Here is a 20,383-nt window from a genome sequence, read left to right as displayed (position 1 = left end):
TATGCCTATTTGAACGGAGGGGAGCAATGAGCCCCCCTCAACCTCTCCGCGCCCACTCATCGACCTTAACGTCGATTCGACTATGCGATGGCTGTGAGCTCCCTGTCGACTTGGTGACCGTCGAGCGCGGTAAAAGTGCCTATTGCCCTCGATGTAATACCAAATTATACCGAGGCGGTCGCCCTTCTCTTTCAGGTAATCTCGCGATTGCGCTGACCTGTCTGCTACTGTTTATTCCTTCCCACTTTTTCGATTTTATTAGTATTCGCCTGTTTGGCGTCATGATACCTGCGACCCTTCCGGACGGAGTCTTTACTCTGTTTCAAGAAGGCTTCGTTATGCTGTCATTACTGATCTTTTTCTGTAGTTCTATCGCCCCGTTGATTGTTTGCAGTTCAGTAGTGACGGCGCATATCGCCTTAAAGTATCACCAGTTTAAACTACTCAAGATATCGTTAGCCCTTGTTCAACACTTAAAACCTTGGGTGATGATCGACGTGTTCTTGGTGAGCATCGCCATTTCTTGTTTCAAACTACAAGACTATTCAGACATCATTGTTGGGCCCGGTTTGATAGGTCTACTGCTTCTTCAGGTATCAACCGTGCTACTTGTTACTCGTGTGAGTGTCCGCAGGTACTGGGAAGTGTATGAGCCAGAAGACAAGTACGCTGCAACAGAAAAAACGCTACACTGTCACCATTGTCACCTATCTCAACCTGAAGGGACTGAGTGCAAACGCTGTCATAGCCCTATTCACCACCGTAAGCCGCGTTCGATTCAAAAAACGTGGGCTTACCTCATTGCCGCTTCGATTGCGATTTTTCCAGCCAACTTAATCCCTATTTCCATTCTTTTAACCAATGGTAAGCGGTTGGAAGATACGATCTTTTCAGGGGTCGCCTCTTTAGTCAAAAGCGGCATGACGGGAATTGCCGTCATCATCTTTGTCGCCAGTATTGTGGTACCTGTCGCGAAAATTCTTGGCTTGTCCTATCTACTACTCGCCATCCAGTTTAAGCGTAAGGTCTACCACAGACACAGAATGACCATCTATTTCATTATTAAGTGGATCGGTCGATGGTCCATGATGGACTTGTTCGTTATCTCCATCATGATGACATTAGTTGATCGAGGCCAAATCCTTGATTTCACGCCCGGGTATGGGGCGGTTGCATTTGGTATTGTTGTTGTATTGACAATGCTAGCAGCAGAAAGCATGGATCCGAGGTTGATTTGGGATAACTACCCAGACGAAAACAAAAACAAAGAGTCACTAAATGAGTAATCCTTCTCCGACACAAAACTCTTACTCGCCTAATATCAAGCGTAATAAAGGGCTATCGCCATTGTGGCTGCTACCTATATTGACCATGGTATTAGCAGGATGGTTGGTGTTTAAAGCGGTTCAAGATGCTGGGCAGCGCGTGCAGATCTACTTTTCTGATGCACAAGGCCTAATTGCAGGTAGAACAACGATTCGCTACCAAGGTCTAGAAGTGGGTATGGTGAAAGACATCAACCTAGCGGAAGACTTACAAAGTATTTATGTAGATGCAGATATTTACCCTGAAGCAACTAAGCTACTGACGAAAGAGACTCGATTTTGGATGGTCAAGCCTACCGCGAGCCTATCAGGGATCTCCGGACTCGATGCGCTCGTTTCGGGCAACTACATCGCCATATCACCGAGCAGTAACCCATCAGAACCCGAAACAGAATTTACGGCTCTAGAGCGAGCGCCATCTGATCTTATGGCAAGTGAAGGCTTGAATATTTCACTCAAAGCGCGTGACCTTGGAGGAATCTCTGTTGGTTCGCAAATTGTGTATCGTAAAATCCCAATTGGCGAAGTATATAGCTATCAGCTCCATTCAGATTCAAAACACGTCGTGATTCAAGCATCTATCCAAGATGAATACCGACATATCATCACAGATGACAGTCGCTTTTGGAACGTAAGCGGTATTGGGGCCAATATTGGTTTTGAAGGTGTCGATGTGCGCCTTGAAAGCTTCAGCGCATTAATTGGCGGCTCTATCGCCGTTGACTCTCCAGATGGAGGTGCGCCTGTTGCTGACAACACTGAATTTAGACTCTACCCCGATATCAAAACGGCGGGTCGTGGTATTGCAATTAAGGTTGAGCTTCCTGACAACAACAACATCAGTGAAAACGGTGCGCCAATCATGTATCGCGGTATCGAAATCGGCCAGATCACTGATTTAGAACTGAGTAATGGACGTGAAAGCATTATCGCTTCAGCAGCCATTCAACCCGCTTTCAGCGATATGCTGACCACTGGCAGTAAATTTATTCTCGAAGAAGCCAAAGTGTCGCTTTCTGGTGTGGAAAACATTGCCAACATCGTTAAAGGTAACTTCTTAACGATTGTTCCGGGTGAAGGAAATCGCTCACGTAAATTTAGTGCCGTTCGAAAAGATGAGTTTAATCGCCAGCAAGCTCGCTCGGTGTCGGTTCACTTGGTTGCAGACAACTCATTTGGCTTAGATGAGGGGGCACATATTCTCTACCGCGGTATTAGTGTCGGTAGTGTGACTCAAGTTCGTTTAGTGGACGATAAAGTTCAACTCGACGCTTTAGTTGATAGCGATTACGCCCATTTGATCAAATCTCAGAACCGTTTCTTTGTGACCGGCAGTGCCAGTGCTGAATTGACAGAATCTGGGCTAAACATCAGCGTTCCACCCGCTAAGCAACTTCTGACCGGTTCCATCAGTTTTGTCAGTGAAGGAAAAGAAAACGCGCTGGAAGAGTATCGACTCTACCCAAGTAAGTCGTTGGCTGAACTGGCGAAGTACAATATGTCTGGTTCGACTAAGTTAACGATGTACGCTAACGAGTTGCCTCCGATTAGCAAAGGTAGCCCACTGCTCTATCGTAACCTTCAAGTTGGTAACGTGGCTGATTTCTATCTAGTTGATGGTGGCGTCATTATCTCAGCCAGTATCGAAAACCAGTATAAACATTTAGTCACAGAACAAACTGTGTTTTGGAATCGCTCCGGCGTCGAGATTGATGCCAGCCTTGCGGGTATTAATGTTAAGGCCGCGCCACTCAAATCACTGATTCAAGGTGGCATCGCGTTTGACTCACTGCCTGGCGTCGACAACAAGCAAAATGACAAATGGCTACTGTATAAAGATTTCAAGACGGCTCGTAAGTTTGGCCAAGTGATTACCCTGACGCTTGAAGGCGAGAACACGCTTTCTAAGGGAACAAGCATCAACTATAACGGTGTAAAAGTCGGTGAAGTAACGCTTGTGGTGCCTAACTTTGACCGTAAGAGTGTCGAAGTCAAAGCGCGTATTCTTCCGGAATACACTGATACGATTGCCGTTGAAGGTTCTTACTTCTGGCTACCAAAAGCCGAAGTTGGACTTCGTGGTGTGAAGAATATTCAGAACTTGCTCGCGCAATCCATCAGCGTACAACCAGGTAAGGGTAAATCGAAGAACCAGTTCGCTTTGCATACCAATAAGAAAGCTATCCGTGGCGTTACCTTTACTCTGCAAAGTGAATCTCGCGGCTCAATCAGCGCCGGTACACCTGTCCTTTACCGAGAGATTGAAGTCGGTGAAGTGACTAAGGTTGAGTTGGGTGAGTTCGCTGACCGCGTGGTTTCGACGGTTGTTATTGACCCTAACTACGCCTATCTGGTACGACGCAATAGTGTTTTCTGGAATACATCAGGTGTGGACGTTTCTATCGGTCTCACCGGAGCAAACATCAAGGCGGGAACATTTGATAGTTTAGTTCGTGGGGGTATCACCTTCTCCACACCAGAACAAAAGCAGCTAGAACCAATCGCTGAGCAAGGTCAATCCTTCTATCTTTACGCTAAAGCAGAAGATGGTTGGAAAGAATGGCGAGCGGCGATTCCTAAACCCTAGCACTCAACGATTTCTTCACTATTCACTCAATAAAACGCAGCCTAACCGCTGCGTTTTTTCTTTTATTTGGCTATAATCAGCGACCTTTTAAGCCAGTCGAGACATAGCTTTGCATCATAACGTTTATCTACCAGAAGAGTTCCTGTCTGAAATCGAATCCATTCTTCCTCAAGGTCTGAACATGGACGATTTCGTCGCTGCATGTCAGCGCCCTCTTCGCAAGAGTATTCGTGTTAATACACTGAAAATAACCGTAGAAGAATTTCTTGAGCGAGCGAAAAGTAAAGGTTGGCAATTAGAAGCAGTACCTTGGTGCGAAGAAGGTTTTTGGATCGAGGCAGATGAATCTGAAGTTCCATTAGGAAACACCGCAGAGCATATGTCTGGTCTGTTCTACATTCAAGAAGCCAGTTCAATGATGCCGGTCTCTGCGTTGTTTAAACAAAGCGAAGAGTTTGAAAGCGTGCTCGATATGGCGGCTGCACCAGGCTCTAAGACGACTCAAATCGCTGCTTGTATGGAGAATAACGGCGTATTGGTAGCGAATGAGTTTTCTTCTAGCCGAGTCAAAGTCCTGCATGCCAATATTGAGCGTTGTGGTGTGCGCAATGCGGCATTAAGCAACTTCGATGGTCGCGTTTTCGGAGGCTGGCTTCCAGAGCAGTTTGATGCGGTACTGATTGATGCACCTTGTTCTGGGGAAGGAACCGTCCGCAAAGATGCAGACGCAATGAAAAACTGGACAAAAGAGTCGGTTATCTCCATTTCAGATACTCAAAAAGATCTGATCGAAAGTGCGTTTCATGCCTTAAAACCAGGTGGCGTGATGGTGTACTCCACCTGTACGTTGAGCATTGAAGAAAATCAACAAGTTTGTCATCACCTGAAAGAGATGTTCGATGAAAAAGTGAGTTTTGAAAGCTTGAACAATCTTTTCCCAGATGCGGACAAAGCTCTAACTGAAGAGGGTTTCTTGCACATATTCCCTCAAGTTTATGACTGCGAAGGCTTCTTTGTTGCCCGCATACGAAAGCTTGGTTCGGTCGAAGCACCGAAAGTTAAGAAAAGATTGGGCAAGTTCCCTTTCGAAAAAGCCAACGCTAAAACCCAAGCTGATATTCAAACCCAGCTTAAAGCAACCTTGGATATCGACCTGCCCGCCGACAGCTCAGTATGGCTGCGAGACAACGATGTATGGCTATTCCCGAATGCGTTGGAACCTATGCTAGGTGAACTACGCTTTTCTCGAATGGGTATAAAAATCGCAGAAGCTCATAAAAAAGGTTACCGCTGGCAGCATCAAGTGGCAACAGCACTTGCAAGCGGAACTGAGACGACATCAGTAGCACTTTCAGTCGACGATGCTAGAGAATGGTTTATGGGGCGTGATGTTCGACCAGAGGAGCTATCTGGTAAGGGCGAAGTGATCGTTAAATTAGGTAACGACGTGATTGGTCTAGGAAAATGGGTTGGAAATCGAATTAAGAATGGTTTACCGCGTGAATTGGTAAGAGATAAAAATCTATTCTAATCGGTAAAACAATAGTATGAAATTCTATGAGAGCCTAGCGATTTCCGAATCTTGGACTACACTTTAGGTATGGATAAAGTCGGAAATTCAAACAGTTAGCGCAGGCTCTCTATGAGCCCTTCCCCTAGGCCCAAAGCAGGATCAGCATTGGGCCTTTTTTTATGGAAGCGGCTTCAAATTTTAACTAAGCAAGGCGAATGCCTTCTTTATCGATAACGATCTTTCCTTGCTTGTATAATCCACCGATTGTTTTCTTAAACGTGCCTTTACTGGTGCGGAAGGCAGCAAAAATTGCTTCTGGAGAAGATTTGTCATTAAGAGGAAGGAAACCCCCTTTCTTCTCTAACAAGTCCAGAACCTTCTGACTCAAGTCGTCCATTTTGCCAACACCTACCTTCTGTAGAGAAAGATCGATCTTGCCATCTTCACGAACGCTCTTGATGTATCCCTTAAGCTTTTTGCCAATAAACAGCTTACCGAACACGTCAGATTTAAAGATCATACCCCAGTGCTGACCTTCAACAATCGCTTTGAAACCTAAGTCGCTTCGCTCTGCGATAATTAGATCCACCTGTTGATTGCGTTGGTAGTTTGCTGGCGTCTTATCAAGCCACTTGTTAAATTTAGTGGTACCTACAATACGACCTGATGCCTTATCGGTGTAGACGTAAACTAAAACAGTTTGCCCCGCTGCAAAACGAGCACGCTGCTCACTAAAAGGAATAAGTAGATCTTTGCCCTTAATACCCCAATCGGCAAATGCGCCCGTAGAGTTCACACCTTCAATTTTCATCAAACCCCATTCACCCACTTGAGCGATTGGCGTTTCAGTTGTGGCGACTAACTGACTGTCAGAATCGAAGTATAAAAAAGCGTCTAGAGAATCACCTACTTCTACACCTTCTGGAACAAATCGATTTGGCAACAAGGTCGTACCATAATCGCCAGCATCAAGAAATAGGCCGAAATCGGCTCTTTTTACTACTTCTAAGTGGTTAATCTGACCAACTTTAATCATTTCAACTGTCTCTTGTTAAATTTGCGGTGATTATAGCGAATCTCTGTTATGCTTTCGCCAAGTATTTTGTCTTTTTTCAGGAGCTCTATTTGTTAACCGTTGATAAGCAGGACGGCATTACACTCAAAATTTCCCACTCTATGGCGGCGACCAAAAAGTCTGATTTAGACCTGTACTTTTTTGTACCAGGTGAGCTTGGTTTGTCTCCAGACGTTCTCAAAGAGAGTGAGTTCTATTATGAATCCATCACTCAGAAACGTGCTTATTACAGTGACAAAACGCTTCTCCCTCTGGTTCACAGTCGACTTGCAAAACGTGGCCGACTTTCTACTACCCAGTATCGTGTCAGTTTGAGTTTGTTCGCGTATCAGTATGTTATCGCATTAGATAAAGCGGTAAATGAGCTCAATAAACATAACAAAGAAACCGTCACCACTGACGAAGTGGACGAAGTCATCAAGCTTTCCCTCGATATACTGAAAAAGCTTCGCCGAAGTGTCCCTTATGAAGAAGGACTTAAACGATACTACGCCAATATCGATAACTATCTTTCTTGGTACACTGGTCAGCGCTTGATGTCTTTGATCGCGCATATGCCGCGAGACAGTGAATACAAAAGCTTAAAAGAGAGCTTGCTTGCTATCGTTGAGAAAGAGGCGGCACACCGTAAGCTCAATAACTACAACTCAAAAAGTGTACGTGACGACGTAACGCGACTGAGTAACAAGATGCGACTGCTACGTCGTTTGATTGAGCACCCTGTCGTCCTGCAAGAGAAAACACAGTCTCTTGGCAAAAACATGAAACGCGTAGTGAAAGGCGGTGCGACAGGCTTTGTCATGGTATTCGTTACCATCACTGCGATTTTGGCGCGCGATTATTGGGGAGAGATTACCGCCTCCTTCATTGTGTTGATGTCTTTCGTCTATGCACTACGAGAAATCTTCAAAGATGACTTGCGTGACGTGATGTGGCGATGGATTCGTAAAGGTCGGCCTAAATGGCGTAAGCTCTATCTCGATCCAACCACCAAGAAAGCGGTAGGACAAAAACTCGAATGGCTCGATTATAAAATCTTGGACAAACTGCCAGACAGAATCAAATCGATTCGTAAAAAGCGCGTCGTTCAAAGAGAAGAACAAGTGCTTCATTACAGTTCAAAAACCGAAATGTCGACCTCTAAGTTCATGAGTGGCTATGAAGAAACACGCGAATCTTTGATGGTCAGTATGCGTGCCCTCACCCGATTGATGGATAAGGGCTCGAATAAAGTCTACACCCATAACAATGGGCAAGTCAGTCGCGAGTCGGTTGAAAAACGTCACTTGATCAACTTAATCGCCAAAGAAGATAACCATGATGGTGAACCCACATACTATCGATGGAAAATCGTATTAAATCGAAGCAAGATTGTCGCCGTCGAACAAATGGAAGTGGAAGATATCAGCCACCCGTTTGCTTCAGTGACAGAGTAAGAAAGAATTCCGCCATAGGTTCGTCTCCGTGAAGAGTTGGACATATGGCGGTTATTTTTACCGCTTTGTTCACCCGCTCCCCTGTCTCAAACGTTTCAGCAAGCATTTCATCTATTAACTTGCCATCTTCACATACAAAGTGAACATCACCTTCCGGACGTTTTAAAAACTGTCCCTCGACCGCTTTGAAGGCTAACGAAACCTTTTTGCCACAATCCTGGGCTTTACTCATCGCCATAAAACCACCCGCTACATCGGCACCCACCGCGAGCACACCAAAATACATACTGTTGAGGTGATTCTTCGTTCTGCGTTTTAGCGGAATTTTGATTTCTACTCGCTCCGAGTCAAGCTGTAATATCTTTGGTCTTGCCAACCAGATAAATGGGACTTTAAAGAAACCGAAATAGTTAAGGTAGAAGTTTGCTTTTGACAGTGCTGACAACATAGATCTAATCCGACCAGTTAAATTTCTTCCAGTTCATAACGAACGCACAGTCATGTCAACATTTTGTTAACATCAAGCATTTAAACAGTGATATGAAACAGTTGTTTAATAACCCAACACCAACCTGCTAGTCCAAATGATTTAACAGCTTACTCACGGCCGCTATGCAACAGTTGAGCGTAATAGTCAGCGCATTCAGAGCAACAAGCACCTGTTCAAACGGTCGATTTTTCAGTTTTACAGCCTCGTATAAAGAAGAATCTCGATAAGTAGTTTATTCCTAGGTGTGTTTCCGTTATCTTTACCGCTTCGCAATAAAAAGAACAGGCTGTGGTATGCCATTAAAAACCGATGAATTAAGAACCCAACCTTTGGGTCCAATGCCGACACCGGCAGAGTTAGGAAGCGCCCATCCCATTACGGACGAAGTAGCCCAGCGTATTGCACAGTCACGTCGTCAAATAGAAAACATTCTTACAGGGGAAGACCAACGCCTTTTGGTGATCGTAGGCCCTTGTTCAGTACATGATACTGAAGCTGCAATTGACTACGCAGAGCGTCTTGCAGCAATTCAAGACCAATACAAAGATGAGCTTTTCATCGTAATGCGTACGTATTTCGAAAAGCCTCGTACTGTCGTCGGTTGGAAGGGATTGATCACAGACCCTAACCTAGACGGTTCTTACGCACTAGAAGCAGGCCTAAACAAGGCGCGTAAGCTTTTGCTAGACATCAATAAACTTGGTCTTGCGACGGCAACTGAGTTCCTTGATATGATCACAGGTCAATACATCGCCGATCTTATCACTTGGGGCGCGATTGGCGCACGTACGACAGAATCTCAGATCCACCGTGAAATGGCTTCTGCACTTTCTTGCCCAGTTGGTTTTAAAAACGGTACTAACGGCAACATCAAGATTGCCATTGACGCTATCCGTGCTTCACAAGCATCTCACTACTTCTACTCTCCAGACAAAAATGGCCGCATGACCGTCTACCGCACTAGTGGTAACCCTTATGGTCATGTGATCCTACGTGGTGGTGATAAAGGCCCTAACTTCGATGCTGAGTCAGTAGAAGCAGCATGTAAGCAATTGGAAGAGTTTGGCTTGCCACAACGACTTGTGGTTGACTTTAGCCACGCTAACTGCCAAAAGCAGCACCGCAAACAATTGGATGTTGCTAAAGATATTTGCGAACAGATAAAGTCTGGAAAAAACCAAGTGGCGGGTATCATGGCTGAAAGCTTCATTCTTGAAGGCAACCAGTCAATGGCTGACATCAATAACCTCACCTATGGTCAATCCATCACTGACCCTTGTTTAGGTTGGGAAGATACTGCAACCATGCTTGATATGCTGGCAACAGCTGTTAAAGAACGCTCATAATAGAAGGAAACCAACATGCCATCATTTGATATTGTTTCTGAAGTCGACACTGTAGAACTGCGTAACGCGGTAGACAACGCAACACGCGAACTTGCTACTCGTTTCGATTTTCGTGGTGTAGAAGCATCTTTTGAAATGCAAAAAGATGAATCAGTACGATTGAACGCTGAAGGTGACTTTCAACTGAAGCAAATGCGCGACATTCTACGTGGCCACTTAGCTAAGCGCGGTGTCGATGCGAACTCAATGGAAGCGAAAGGCGAAGAAGCCTCTGGTAAGAACTGGCACCAGATTGTCATCTTCAAGCAAGGTATTGAAACACCTGTTGCTAAGAAGATCGTCAAACTAATCAAAGATAAGAAGATGAAAGTACAAGCTTCTATTCAGGGCGAAAAAGTTCGTGTAACTGGCAAGAAACGCGACGACCTGCAAGCAGTCATCGCTCTAATGCGTGAAGCAGAGCTAGGTCAGCCGTTCCAGTACGAAAACTTCCGTGACTAAGATGAAGTGCTAACCGAAAAAAGCCGATACTGTGTATCGGCTTTTTTGTTTCTATTTCCCAGAGCCTAATCTCAACAACAAGTCTTCACCTTGTAGGAAAGTCACCCCGCTCGATTTAGGTGGGATAAAAACTGCCACACGAAGATCGTCAGCTCTTGCTTTGTTTAGCATCTCAGCGAGCTCGGCATCATTGTGGTATTCCACTCGTTCTGCATCTCGGCGCACCAAGTCGATAAAACTAAATGGACATTTTCCATCGAAAAGCACCAACTCCGCTTGCTGCATCAGCCTTAGGGCTTTCAAGGTGAGAAGTTCAACATCATCGCCATGTTCAATCCAAGTAATCGAACCATTTTGATCAAACCCTTCAGACAACAATGCTTGATATGCACGCTCTAGACCATAGTTAGCCGTTGCCTTATCAACATCAGCGCGAGCAAAGAAAGCTTCCCAAAACTTACGACGCTCATCAACCGTTGGCAGCTTTTCTTTTATATCCGCACGCTTAGAGGCGGCAAATTCCGCTTGCAGTGATAAGTTTTGCGGTAGGACGGCTTCCAATTTCTCGCGTACATTGCGAATGAGAACGGGAGCTGCACCTCCGCTTGATATTGCCAACTGAATGCGACCGCGATTAATTATCGACGGCGTAATGAAATCACAATATGGTTGATCGTCAACGACATTGACCAAAATGCCTTTGCGCTTCGCGTCATGATGTACTTGATGGTTCAGATCTGGGTTATCAGTTGTCGCCCATACTTGAACATACTTCTGCTCAAGCAACTCTTCAGAATAGAAGCCCTGTACCCAACGGCATTCTTCATTCGCAACAAGTTTAGCCAGATAATCTTCAACTTGAGGAGAAACAATGGTCACATCAGCTCCCGCTCTGATCAGGCTATCAACCTTTCTACTTGCGACTTCCCCGCCCCCAACAACCAAGACCGGTTTATGGTTTAAATCTATAAATAGAGGAAAATACTGCATTTCATTCCTTGAATAACTGAAAACGTCTTTACCCTCGATACTAACAAAATTGGGGCATTAGATTCATGTGATTTCGATCAAGTCCATAATTTATGACCAAATTTTATACTTTCTTTGGTTTTATCAACCATGCTGAGACATTCATTCAAACTTCAAATCTAATTGTATTGATAAATTTATTACACCATCCTGTCGCACCAATTTTGTGACCTGTTGCACTATTTACATTTTAGCAACATGTTGCCATTCTAATGTCTGTCAGGGTTTGTGAGTTCAATCAAAAATCTTTTTAAATTATACATTTGAGAAATCACAGATCCTTTCCTACGCTTATAACTGGTTGATTTAACTACGACTCGAAGACGAGCGATAGCAACCTAATAATTAATGAAACACAACATTATTTAATCGTTTAATCAGGATGAGCCTGAACAAACATGGATCATACAGGAAGGATACAAATGGCACATAAACTAACACTTCTTGCTTCAGTTGTAGCTGCATCTACTGCACTGATGTCTACAAGCGCTTCTGCGGCAGATAGCACGCTGGATAAAGTAACTAAACAAGGTTTCCTAACTTGTGGTGTAAGTACTGGCTTGCCAGGTTTCTCTAACCCGAACTCTAAAGGTGAATGGGAAGGTATCGACGTAGAATACTGTCAAGGTCTTGCAGCTGCAGTATTAGGCGATAAAACTAAAGTAAAATACGTTCCTCTAACAGCGAAAGAGCGTTTCACTGCCCTGCAATCTGGTGAAATCGACGTTCTTTCTCGTAACACAACTTGGACTCTGCACCGTGATACAGCCCTTGGTCTAAACTTCGTCGGTGTAAACTACTACGATGGTCAAGGCTTTATGGTTAAGAAAGATCTTGGCCTTACAAGTGCTAAAGAGCTAGACGGCGCTTCAGTCTGTGTTCAGTCAGGTACCACAACAGAGCTTAACCTAGCCGACTACTTCCGTAACAACGGTATGTCTTACAAGCCAGTAGTATTTGATACAGCAGCTCAAACATCTAAAGGTTTCGATGCAGGCCGTTGTGACGTACTAACTACTGACCAATCTGGTCTATATGCTCTTCGCTTGAACCTACAAGATCCATCTTCAGCTCAAGTACTTCCAGAGATCATCTCAAAAGAGCCTCTAGGTCCTGTGGTTCGTCAAGGTGACGACCAATGGTTCAACATTGCTAAATGGACACTGGCAGCAATGGTCAACGCAGAAGAGTACGGTATCTCATCTAAAAATGCGGATGAAATGCTTAAGTCAAAAGATCCAAACGTGAAGCGTATCCTAGGTGTTGATGGCCCTAAAGGTAAAGGTTTAGGTATCCGTGACGACTGGGGTTACCAAGTTATCAAACAAGTGGGTAACTACGGTGAAAGCTTCGAGCGTACTGTTGGTGAAGGCTCACCACTGAAAATTTCACGTGGTGTGAACGCTCTATGGAACGCTGGCGGCTTCATGTACGCTCCACCAATCCGTTAATAACTATTATTAGCTAGTTACTAAACAAAAAATTGGGCGGTTTTGGCCGCCCTTTTTATAAAAATGGATTTGAGGTTATAGCTGTATGAAACCTACTAATGTTGCGTCGAATTCGGATAACGGACCGAGTTCAAACGCTAGCCTTATTTACAATCCCACCTTTCGAGCAGTTGTTTTCCAGATTATTGCGATAGCAGCGCTTGTCTTTTTCTTTTACACAATTGTCAACAATGCACTTACCAACTTAGAAGCTCGCGGTATCGCCACGGGTTTTGACTTCCTCGATCAAGAAGCTGGCTTTGGGATTGGCCTGACGCTGATTGAATACGATGAAACCTATTCTTATGGTCGAACGTTCGTTATCGGCTTACTTAACACCGCCCTAGTATCGTTTTTCGGTATCATTTTGGCGACCATCATCGGTTTTATTATGGGTGTTGCACGCCTATCATCTAACTGGTTGGTAAGCCGATTTGCGGCTGTTTATATTGAGATATTTCGAAACGTTCCCCTGTTACTGCAAATATTCTTTTGGTATTTTGCTGTACTTCAAGCCCTACCTTCTGCAAGACAAAGTTTGAGCCTAGGTGAAGCGATATTCCTCAACGTACGAGGTCTATACTTTCCTGCTCCAGTCTTCGAAGCAGGCTCATCAGTTGTAATCGGGGCGCTGATTCTCGGCGTTATTGCAACGATATTTATCAATATATGGGCCAATAACAAGCAACGCCTAACTGGTCAACAAACACCAATGGGTAGAATCGCCCTAGGTTTATGCGTTGGTTTGCCTGTTGTGGTTTACTTCTTAATGGGTTCACCAATTACGGCAGAATACCCAGAGCTAAAAGGCTTTAACTTCCGTGGTGGTGTGAGCATTATCCCAGAGCTTGCGGCACTTTTACTGGCTTTAAGTATCTATACCGCTTCGTTTATCGCTGAGATAGTGCGCTCAGGTATCAACGCAGTAAGCCATGGCCAAACAGAAGCGGCGATGTCGCTTGGTCTACCTCGCTCTCGCACTTTAAAGCTTGTGGTTATTCCTCAAGCGCTAAGAATCATCATTCCTCCACTGACTAGCCAATATCTGAACTTAACCAAGAACTCATCTCTTGCGATGGCAATTGGTTACCCAGATTTGGTATCCGTGTTTGCAGGTACAACACTCAACCAGACCGGTCAGGCAATCGAGATTATTGCAATGACGATGGGCGTCTACCTCACGTTGAGTTTGTTAACCTCAGCATTGATGAACATATACAACCGTAAAGTTGCTTTAGTGGAGAGATAGCATGAAAGTACATCAATTTCAGCCTGACCTGCCACCTCCAGCAAATACAGTTGGTGTGGTCGGTTGGTTAAGAAAAAACCTGTTTAATGGTCCAGTAAACTCAATTGTTACCATTGTTCTCGCTTACTTATCGTTCATGCTACTTTGGAACATTGTTGATTGGGCATTTTTGAAGGCTGACTGGGTAGGTACAACCCGTGATGCTTGTAGTCGTGACGGAGCCTGTTGGGTGTTTATCAGCGTTCGCTGGGAACAGTTCATGTACGGCTTCTACCCTCAGGAAGAGCTATGGCGTCCGCGTCTGTTTTACATTACTCTAGCGATATTTACGGTACTGCTAGCGTACGAGAAAACACCAAAACGTCTTTGGATTTGGCTGTTCTTCGTTAACGTTTATCCGTTCATCATTGCAGCATTACTGTATGGTGGTGTATTTGGGTTAGAAGTAGTAGAAACCCATAAATGGGGTGGCTTGCTTGTCACGCTTATCATCGCTCTAGTGGGTATTGTTGTGTCGCTGCCTATCGGTGTCGCTCTCGCGTTGGGTCGTCGCTCAGATATGCCAATCATCCGCAGTATCTGTACCGTTTACATTGAAGTGTGGCGCGGTGTACCACTGATCACTGTACTCTTCATGGCGTCAGTCATGTTGCCACTGTTCCTTGCTGAAGGTTCGGAGACAGACAAACTGATCCGTGCTCTTATTGGTGTGGTTATGTTCAGTGCAGCCTACATGGCAGAGGTGGTTCGTGGGGGCTTGCAAGCAATTCCTAAGGGTCAATATGAAGCGGCAGACGCTCTTGGACTCACCTACTGGAAGAAGATGGGATTAATCATTTTGCCTCAGGCGCTTAAGATTACCATCCCTTCAATCGTAAACACATTCATTGGCCTATTTAAAGATACCAGTCTGGTACTTATTATTGGTATGTTTGACGTACTCGGTATCGGCCAAGCCGCAAACACTGACCCAGAGTGGTTAGGATTTGCTACCGAAAGTTATGTATTTGTCGCGTTAGTGTTCTGGGTATTTTGTTTTGGCATGTCGAGATATTCGATCTGGCTAGAGAACAAACTTCATACCGGTCACAAACGATAATCAGAAAGCTCAAGGACGTATTATGACGCAACAACAAGATTACATGATCCAACTAAAGGATATGAACAAGTGGTACGGTGAGTTTCACGTACTCAAGAACATCAACCTAGACGTGAAAAAAGGCGAGAAAATCGTTATCTGTGGTCCTTCAGGCTCAGGTAAATCAACCATGATTCGCTGCATCAACCGCTTGGAAGAGCACCAGAAAGGTCAGATCATCGTTTCTGGCAATGAATTAACCGACGACCTTAAAAATATTGAAGCGGTTCGCCGTGAAGTCGGCATGTGTTTCCAGCACTTTAACCTCTTCCCTCACCTAACCGTGTTAGAGAACTGTACTCTGGCACCAATCTGGGTGAAGAAGATGCCAAAAGATGAAGCAGAAGCGATTGCAATGAAATATTTGGAGCGTGTTAAGATTCCTGAGCAGGCAGACAAATATCCTGGTCAGCTTTCTGGTGGTCAACAACAACGTGTGGCGATTGCCCGTTCATTATGTATGAATCCACAAGTGATGCTGTTTGATGAACCTACTTCTGCACTCGATCCTGAAATGGTACGTGAAGTACTGGATGTAATGGTAGAACTGGCAGAAGAAGGGATGACCATGTTGTGTGTAACACACGAAATGGGCTTTGCCAAAGAAGTCGCCGATCGCGTTATCTTTATGGATGCGGGAGAGATTATTGAAGAAAACAACCCAGTCGATTTCTTCGAGAACCCTCAATCAGATCGTACGCAAAACTTCTTAGCACAAATTCTGCACCACTAATCCGTGATCTACGTAAAAGGGGTGACTTAGGTCGCCCCTTTTTAGTTGTTATATTGTGTTACATCTTTCAAAATACATAAGTTTTTATTTCTATTATTATTTTATCTACTACTACACCAATTGGGGCTTGATCTTTTGCTCATTCAACCTCATAAATGTAGATATAAACATAAAACCTCACGAGGAAGATTATGAACAGTCCTATGTTTACACGCACTTCAAGCCAAGAAAGTGCTCTACAAACCAACAAGGTATTGCGTAACACTTATGCACTACTTTCAATGACGCTGCTTTGGTCTGCAGTCGTTGCTGGTGTGGCTATGGTGATGAACCTTCCTCACCCTGGCCTAATTATCACACTAGTAGGCTTTTACGGCTTACTATTCTTAACTGAAAAGAACCGTAACAATGGAATGGGCCTTGTATTCACATTCCTATTAACTGGCTTCATGGGTTACACGTTAGGTCCAATCCTTAACGCCTACGTTGGCGCTGGTATGGGCGATCTTATCGTAACTGCACTAGGTGGTACTGCGCTTTCATTCTTAGCAGCTTCTGCTTACGCACTAACAACAAAGCGTGACCTATCGATGATGGGTGGCTTGATGCTATCTCTGTTTGTTGTTCTGATTGTTGGTATGATTGCAAGTATCTTTATACAATCAACAGTACTTCACCTAGCGCTAAGCAGCTTGTTCATTGTTTTCTCTACAATGGCAATTCTTATGACAACTCAAAGCATTGTTCGTGGCGGTGAAACTAACTACATCTCTGCGACAGTGACTCTATACGTATCGATCTACAATATCTTCATTAGCCTACTTCAAATCTTAGGCATTATGAACAACGACTAATTCGTTATTGTTGTATAGATATGACAAAGCCCGAAAGGTTTCCCTTTCGGGCTTTTTACTTGATATCTTGCCCAGTCAAGGTATGCTGCGCTACCCTATTGAATATCATAAAAATTAGGATCGTAAGATGTTTGAGTACAACGGCAAACAAATCGAAACTGACGCACAAGGCTACTTATTAGATCATACTGATTGGGAAGAAGGTATGATTTCAATACTGGCAGAACAAGAAGGTATCGAGTTAACCGAAGCACACTTAGAAGTGATTCATTTTGTTCGCGATTTTTACGAAGAGTTCAATACTTCTCCCGCAGTTCGCATGCTCGTTAAAGCGATAGAAAAAGCCCACGGCCCGGAAAAAGGTAACAGCAAATACCTGTTTAAGCTCTTCAAGCAAGGTCCCGCAAAGCAAGCGACAAAACTCGCGGGATTACCAAAACCTGCTAAATGTTTATAGCGATAAATGTCCTGTAGTCCCTACTACAGGATCTTAAACCCTTTGTACGGTTTATAAGCGATAGATTCTCGAATCAAGCTATCAACTCTCGCACTTCTAGGCCCGTGTTCTAACCATTTTGCCATCGTTTCTATTTGCGAATCGCTGCCGCAGACCACCACTTCAACATCCCCATTGTCTAGGTTTTTTGCATAGCCTGTCGCTTCGAGTTTAAGACCTTGATATGACGTATGGTAGCGAAACCCCACTCCTTGAACTAATCCCGATACTGTGAACCTCTCACAACTTTGATCCATTCCGTATACCTCTACTATTGAGTCAATGATATATTAGGCGCGTACTATTCTTACCCATAATGGATATATGGGTCTCTTCATTGGACATAATAATTATGAAAGAAATACCTTTTCGCTGGATTGACAAATATCTCATTCATTTAAAAATCCAGGAGAAGTTCTACTTACTCTTCTTACTCCCAGTTATCGCATTAATCATCCTGACCTTGGTTCTTGATAACAGTGCCGACCAAATGCTTAACCACCTCTATAAGGACGAACTTGTTCTAATGCGTAACCTGATTGAAGCCGGAAACCTTTCCCAAGATCAGGTCGCGAACATCATCAAGGATTCAAATACCATCCAATTTGGTAGTGGCGAAGGGGCTGTAAGCGTCAATGACGGAGCGTTTAGTCTAGCGGCCATTCACGAGCACAACTTGTGGTCAGCAATGTCTACTACCCACATGGTTATTATTTTAGTGACATTGTCACTTATTGCGCTAGGTGTTTACTACATCATGACCTTTATTGGCGGTGCAATGTTTACCATGAATAAAGCGCTTAACACGTTAGCCGATGGTGATCTCACCAGTAGAATGAACTTCTTTAAAGTACGCGATGAATTCAGTGAGATAGCTATCACCATAGACAAAGTTGCTGAACGAGAGCAGAACATGGTGATCTCCATTCAAGAGTCTATCGCATTAATGCAACAGATTAGCTCCGACTTGAACCAATCGAATCAGCAGAGTGCAGAGGTTTCTAGCAGCCAACAAGAGCACCTAAACTCTCTAGCTAGCGCGACAGAGCAAATGGCTTCTACAATTAGAGAAGTCGCTAACTTGGCCCATGAATCTAGCGCTCAAACGGAAGATGCTCGCAGTGTGGCAACACAAGGGCAGTCTAAAGTTGGACATACGCTGAGCTCGATTTCAAAGCTTTCTCAAGAGATCCAGTCAGCTTCTGAAGCAGTCGCAGAACTTGATGCCAATGCAGCGCAAATTGATGAAGTGGTCACGACGATCAACGGAATCTCTGAACAAACCAACCTGCTCGCTCTAAACGCCGCGATCGAAGCTGCGCGCGCCGGAGAACAAGGTCGTGGTTTTGCGGTGGTTGCTGATGAAGTTCGTGCCTTAGCAGGTCGTACTCAACAAGCAACGGTAGAAATTCAAACCATGATCGAAGCTCTGCAGCGTAATAGCCAGTCTTTAACGCAGTTAATGGAAACAACGGTTGTTAATGCCTCTGAAGGCCAGCAACGTATGTCGGAAGTTGATGTTGAAATTGGTGCGTTAGCAGAGAAAAACCAATCAATCTCAGACAGCAGTATTCAGATCGCGACTGCAGCCGAGGAGCAAGGTGTTGTGGCAGATAACATCGCCGCAAGCGTTGAAGATATACGCGTCCAATCTGACAGCGTATGCAGCATGATCAATGCGACCAACTCCAATATCGCTCAACTGCGAAATCAAAGCGATCAAATGGAAGCCTTACTTACGGGCCTAAAAGCATAAACCGGAGCCGCCTTGAGCGGCTCTTTTATTTGCTTTTCAAAAACACATCCTAGAAAATACCCCACCTTTCCAAATAAACAATTGAGTAAACCAATGACTCCAGCTATTTATCTAGTCAAAGGACGAGACAAATCCCTTCGCCGCAAGCACCCTTGGGTGTTCTCTCGTGGAATACACAAAGTCGAAGGTGAGCCGAAATTAGGGGAAACGGTCGACGTTTTCGCTCACGATGGTAAATGGCTAGCAAAGGCAGCTTACTCGCCAAACTCTCAAATCCGAGCACGCGTTTGGAGCTTCGAAAAAGAATCCATCGACAAGGGCTTTTTTGTTAAGCGTATTCAAGACGCTCAATTGTTACGTGAAGATATCATCGAGCGTGATGGACTCACTGGCTACCGCTTGATTGCTGCTGAGTCAGATGGTCTTCCCGGTATCACTATCGATAAGTACCAAGACTACTTAGTGTGTCAGTTGCTAAGTGCTGGCGCTGAGTTCCACAAACAAACACTTGTGGATGCCTTAGTCGAATGTTTCCCTGAGTGTAACGTTTACGAACGTTCTGATGTTGCCGTACGTAAGAAAGAAGGCCTAGAAGAGACTGTTGGCATCCTTCATGGTCAAGAGCCACCTAAATCTGTGGTTATCGAAGAGAATGGCGTAAAAATCAGTGTCGATATCGTTGGCGGCCACAAAACAGGCTTCTACCTCGACCAAAGAGATAGCCGCCAACAAGCAATGAAGTATGTAAAAGATAAAGAAGTTCTGAACTGCTTCTCCTACACTGGTGGCTTCGGTCTTTACTCTTTGAAAGGTGGCGCTAAGCGCGTTATCAATGCTGATGTATCTCAGCCAGCGCTTGATACAGCGAAACACAATGCTGAGCTAAATGAGTTCGATATTTCGAAAAAGCGTGCCGTCTTCCTAAATGCTGATGTGTTCAAGTTACTGCGTGAGTATCGCGATCAGGGCACTAAGTTTGACGTGGTTATCATGGACCCACCTAAGTTTGTTTCAAGCAAAAACAACTTAACGTCAGGCGCTAACGGATACAAAGATATCAACATGTTAGCCATGCAAATCCTAAAACCAGGTGGAACACTGCTTACCTACTCGTGTTCAGGCTTGATGAGCGGTGAGCTATTCCAGAAAGTGATTGCAGACGCTGCGGTTGATTCTGGCCGTCAGGTGAAGTTTGTAGAACGCTTTGAACAAGCAGCAGACCACCCTACTGACAGTGCATACCCAGAAGGTTTTTACCTGAAAGGTTTCGCTTGTAAGGTGTTGTAGAGAAGCAAGCTCACCAAACAGCAAAGCCACCTATGTAAGGTGGCTTTTCTACAGGCGTGAAAAAACAGCCGGAGTTAT

The 20,383-nt window shown here is 44.5% G+C and carries 18 protein-coding genes; 14 read left to right on the top strand and 4 right to left on the bottom strand.

From position 1 onward, the window contains the following. Positions 1-26 precede the first annotated feature (26 nt). The 3 genes from LYZ37_RS06930 to rsmF all read left to right on the top strand — a co-directional run bounded on the left by LYZ37_RS06930 (position 27) and on the right by rsmF (position 5,443). On the top strand, positions 27-1,286 hold the full coding sequence (locus tag LYZ37_RS06930) for a paraquat-inducible protein A (RefSeq protein ID WP_272787036.1): 1,260 nt from the start codon (positions 27-29) through the stop codon (positions 1,284-1,286). Further along, entirely contained in the window at positions 1,279-3,912 is a 2,634-nt protein-coding gene (locus LYZ37_RS06925) for an MlaD family protein (protein ID WP_272787035.1), read from the top strand. Before LYZ37_RS06930 ends, LYZ37_RS06925 begins: the two co-directional genes overlap by 8 nt. A gap of 109 nt (positions 3,913-4,021) precedes the next feature. Beyond that, positions 4,022-5,443, top strand: coding sequence for a 16S rRNA (cytosine(1407)-C(5))-methyltransferase RsmF (gene rsmF / locus LYZ37_RS06920; RefSeq protein WP_272787034.1), 1,422 nt, complete (start codon positions 4,022-4,024; stop codon positions 5,441-5,443). A gap of 184 nt (positions 5,444-5,627) precedes the next feature. Here rsmF and LYZ37_RS06915 read toward each other — a convergent pair whose 3' ends face one another. Further along, positions 5,628-6,461 carry a CvfB family protein gene (locus LYZ37_RS06915; RefSeq protein WP_272787033.1) on the bottom strand — a complete coding sequence of 278 codons (834 nt, stop codon included), beginning with the start codon at positions 6,459-6,461 and terminating at the stop codon, positions 5,628-5,630. 89 nt (positions 6,462-6,550) lie between these two features. On the opposite strand from LYZ37_RS06915, the gene LYZ37_RS06910 reads away from it, so the two are divergent. Continuing rightward, positions 6,551-7,936 (top strand): hypothetical protein, encoded by a 1,386-nt coding sequence (locus LYZ37_RS06910; protein ID WP_272787032.1) that lies wholly within the window; start codon positions 6,551-6,553, stop codon positions 7,934-7,936. Here LYZ37_RS06910 and LYZ37_RS06905 read toward each other — a convergent pair. Then, positions 7,905-8,384, bottom strand: a complete 480-nt coding sequence (locus tag LYZ37_RS06905; protein ID WP_004743369.1) for a DUF4442 domain-containing protein — start codon at positions 8,382-8,384, stop codon at positions 7,905-7,907. The two genes, LYZ37_RS06910 and LYZ37_RS06905, sit on opposite strands and share 32 nt — an antisense overlap. 335 nt (positions 8,385-8,719) lie before the next feature. On the opposite strand from LYZ37_RS06905, the gene LYZ37_RS06900 reads away from it, so the two are divergent. Then, positions 8,720-9,772 (top strand): 3-deoxy-7-phosphoheptulonate synthase, encoded by a 1,053-nt coding sequence (locus tag LYZ37_RS06900; protein WP_171325564.1) that lies wholly within the window; start codon positions 8,720-8,722, stop codon positions 9,770-9,772. 15 nt (positions 9,773-9,787) lie between these two features. Beyond that, positions 9,788-10,273: a YajQ family cyclic di-GMP-binding protein gene (locus tag LYZ37_RS06895; protein ID WP_004744051.1), complete on the top strand. Its 486-nt coding sequence runs from the start codon at positions 9,788-9,790 to the stop codon at positions 10,271-10,273. A 51-nt stretch (positions 10,274-10,324) separates the two neighbouring features. Here the strand turns inward: LYZ37_RS06895 and LYZ37_RS06890 are convergent, their stop codons facing one another. Beyond that, a complete protein-coding gene (locus LYZ37_RS06890) occupies positions 10,325-11,263 on the bottom strand; it encodes a precorrin-2 dehydrogenase/sirohydrochlorin ferrochelatase family protein (protein ID WP_272787031.1) in 939 nt (312 codons plus the stop codon). Between the two features lie 461 nt (positions 11,264-11,724). Here LYZ37_RS06890 and LYZ37_RS06885 point away from each other — a divergent pair, with 461 nt between their 5' ends. From LYZ37_RS06885 to LYZ37_RS06860, 6 genes are all read left to right on the top strand, one after another. Continuing rightward, positions 11,725-12,753 carry an amino acid ABC transporter substrate-binding protein gene (locus LYZ37_RS06885; protein ID WP_272787030.1) on the top strand — a complete coding sequence of 343 codons (1,029 nt, stop codon included), beginning with the start codon at positions 11,725-11,727 and terminating at the stop codon, positions 12,751-12,753. An 85-nt stretch (positions 12,754-12,838) separates the two neighbouring features. Further along, complete coding sequence (locus tag LYZ37_RS06880; protein WP_272787029.1) at positions 12,839-14,041, top strand: amino acid ABC transporter permease; 1,203 nt, start codon at positions 12,839-12,841, stop codon at positions 14,039-14,041. 1 nt (position 14,042) lies between these two features. Beyond that, complete coding sequence (locus tag LYZ37_RS06875) at positions 14,043-15,140, top strand: amino acid ABC transporter permease (protein ID WP_171325570.1); 1,098 nt, start codon at positions 14,043-14,045, stop codon at positions 15,138-15,140. Positions 15,141-15,162: 22 nt separating this feature from the next. Beyond that, positions 15,163-15,912: an amino acid ABC transporter ATP-binding protein gene (locus tag LYZ37_RS06870; protein ID WP_004749473.1), complete on the top strand. Its 750-nt coding sequence runs from the start codon at positions 15,163-15,165 to the stop codon at positions 15,910-15,912. A gap of 191 nt (positions 15,913-16,103) precedes the next feature. After that, positions 16,104-16,766 (top strand): Bax inhibitor-1/YccA family protein, encoded by a 663-nt coding sequence (locus LYZ37_RS06865; RefSeq protein WP_004743393.1) that lies wholly within the window; start codon positions 16,104-16,106, stop codon positions 16,764-16,766. A 127-nt stretch (positions 16,767-16,893) separates the two neighbouring features. Further along, positions 16,894-17,223, top strand: a complete 330-nt coding sequence (locus LYZ37_RS06860; protein WP_272787028.1) for a TusE/DsrC/DsvC family sulfur relay protein — start codon at positions 16,894-16,896, stop codon at positions 17,221-17,223. Between the two features lie 23 nt (positions 17,224-17,246). On the opposite strand, the gene yccX is transcribed toward LYZ37_RS06860, so the two are convergent. After that, the gene (gene yccX / locus LYZ37_RS06855; protein WP_272787027.1) at positions 17,247-17,519 is read right to left on the bottom strand and encodes an acylphosphatase; all 273 of its coding nucleotides are present in this window, start codon (positions 17,517-17,519) and stop codon (positions 17,247-17,249) included. A gap of 95 nt (positions 17,520-17,614) precedes the next feature. Between yccX and LYZ37_RS06850 the strand changes: the two genes are divergently transcribed. After that, positions 17,615-19,018, top strand: coding sequence for a methyl-accepting chemotaxis protein (locus LYZ37_RS06850; protein WP_272787026.1), 1,404 nt, complete (start codon positions 17,615-17,617; stop codon positions 19,016-19,018). 93 nt (positions 19,019-19,111) lie between these two features. Then, complete coding sequence (locus LYZ37_RS06845) at positions 19,112-20,305, top strand: class I SAM-dependent methyltransferase (RefSeq protein WP_272787025.1); 1,194 nt, start codon at positions 19,112-19,114, stop codon at positions 20,303-20,305. Positions 20,306-20,383: the final 78 nt, after the last annotated feature.

The sequence above is a fragment of the Vibrio tubiashii genome, assembly GCF_028551255.1.
Lineage (GTDB): Bacteria > Pseudomonadota > Gammaproteobacteria > Enterobacterales > Vibrionaceae > Vibrio > Vibrio tubiashii_B.
This window is presented reverse-complemented; position numbering and strand designations above follow the sequence as displayed.

Excerpts from the sequence above, each read along its gene's own strand:
- LYZ37_RS06905 (WP_004743369.1), bottom strand. The coding sequence starts at position 8,384 with ATGTTGTCAGCACTGTCAAAAGCAAACTTCTACCTTAACTATTTCGGT.
- LYZ37_RS06925 (WP_272787035.1), top strand. The coding sequence starts at position 1,279 with ATGAGTAATCCTTCTCCGACACAAAACTCTTACTCGCCTAATATCAAG.
- LYZ37_RS06900 (WP_171325564.1), top strand. The coding sequence starts at position 8,720 with ATGCCATTAAAAACCGATGAATTAAGAACCCAACCTTTGGGTCCAATG.
- LYZ37_RS06845 (WP_272787025.1), top strand. The coding sequence starts at position 19,112 with ATGACTCCAGCTATTTATCTAGTCAAAGGACGAGACAAATCCCTTCGC.
- LYZ37_RS06930 (WP_272787036.1), top strand. The coding sequence starts at position 27 with ATGAGCCCCCCTCAACCTCTCCGCGCCCACTCATCGACCTTAACGTCG.
- LYZ37_RS06880 (WP_272787029.1), top strand. The coding sequence starts at position 12,839 with ATGAAACCTACTAATGTTGCGTCGAATTCGGATAACGGACCGAGTTCA.
- LYZ37_RS06915 (WP_272787033.1), bottom strand. The coding sequence starts at position 6,461 with ATGATTAAAGTTGGTCAGATTAACCACTTAGAAGTAGTAAAAAGAGCC.
- LYZ37_RS06850 (WP_272787026.1), top strand. The coding sequence starts at position 17,615 with ATGAAAGAAATACCTTTTCGCTGGATTGACAAATATCTCATTCATTTA.
- LYZ37_RS06860 (WP_272787028.1), top strand. The coding sequence starts at position 16,894 with ATGTTTGAGTACAACGGCAAACAAATCGAAACTGACGCACAAGGCTAC.
- yccX (WP_272787027.1), bottom strand. The coding sequence starts at position 17,519 with ATGGATCAAAGTTGTGAGAGGTTCACAGTATCGGGATTAGTTCAAGGA.
- LYZ37_RS06875 (WP_171325570.1), top strand. The coding sequence starts at position 14,043 with ATGAAAGTACATCAATTTCAGCCTGACCTGCCACCTCCAGCAAATACA.
- LYZ37_RS06885 (WP_272787030.1), top strand. The coding sequence starts at position 11,725 with ATGGCACATAAACTAACACTTCTTGCTTCAGTTGTAGCTGCATCTACT.
- LYZ37_RS06890 (WP_272787031.1), bottom strand. The coding sequence starts at position 11,263 with ATGCAGTATTTTCCTCTATTTATAGATTTAAACCATAAACCGGTCTTG.
- LYZ37_RS06865 (WP_004743393.1), top strand. The coding sequence starts at position 16,104 with ATGAACAGTCCTATGTTTACACGCACTTCAAGCCAAGAAAGTGCTCTA.
- LYZ37_RS06870 (WP_004749473.1), top strand. The coding sequence starts at position 15,163 with ATGACGCAACAACAAGATTACATGATCCAACTAAAGGATATGAACAAG.
- LYZ37_RS06895 (WP_004744051.1), top strand. The coding sequence starts at position 9,788 with ATGCCATCATTTGATATTGTTTCTGAAGTCGACACTGTAGAACTGCGT.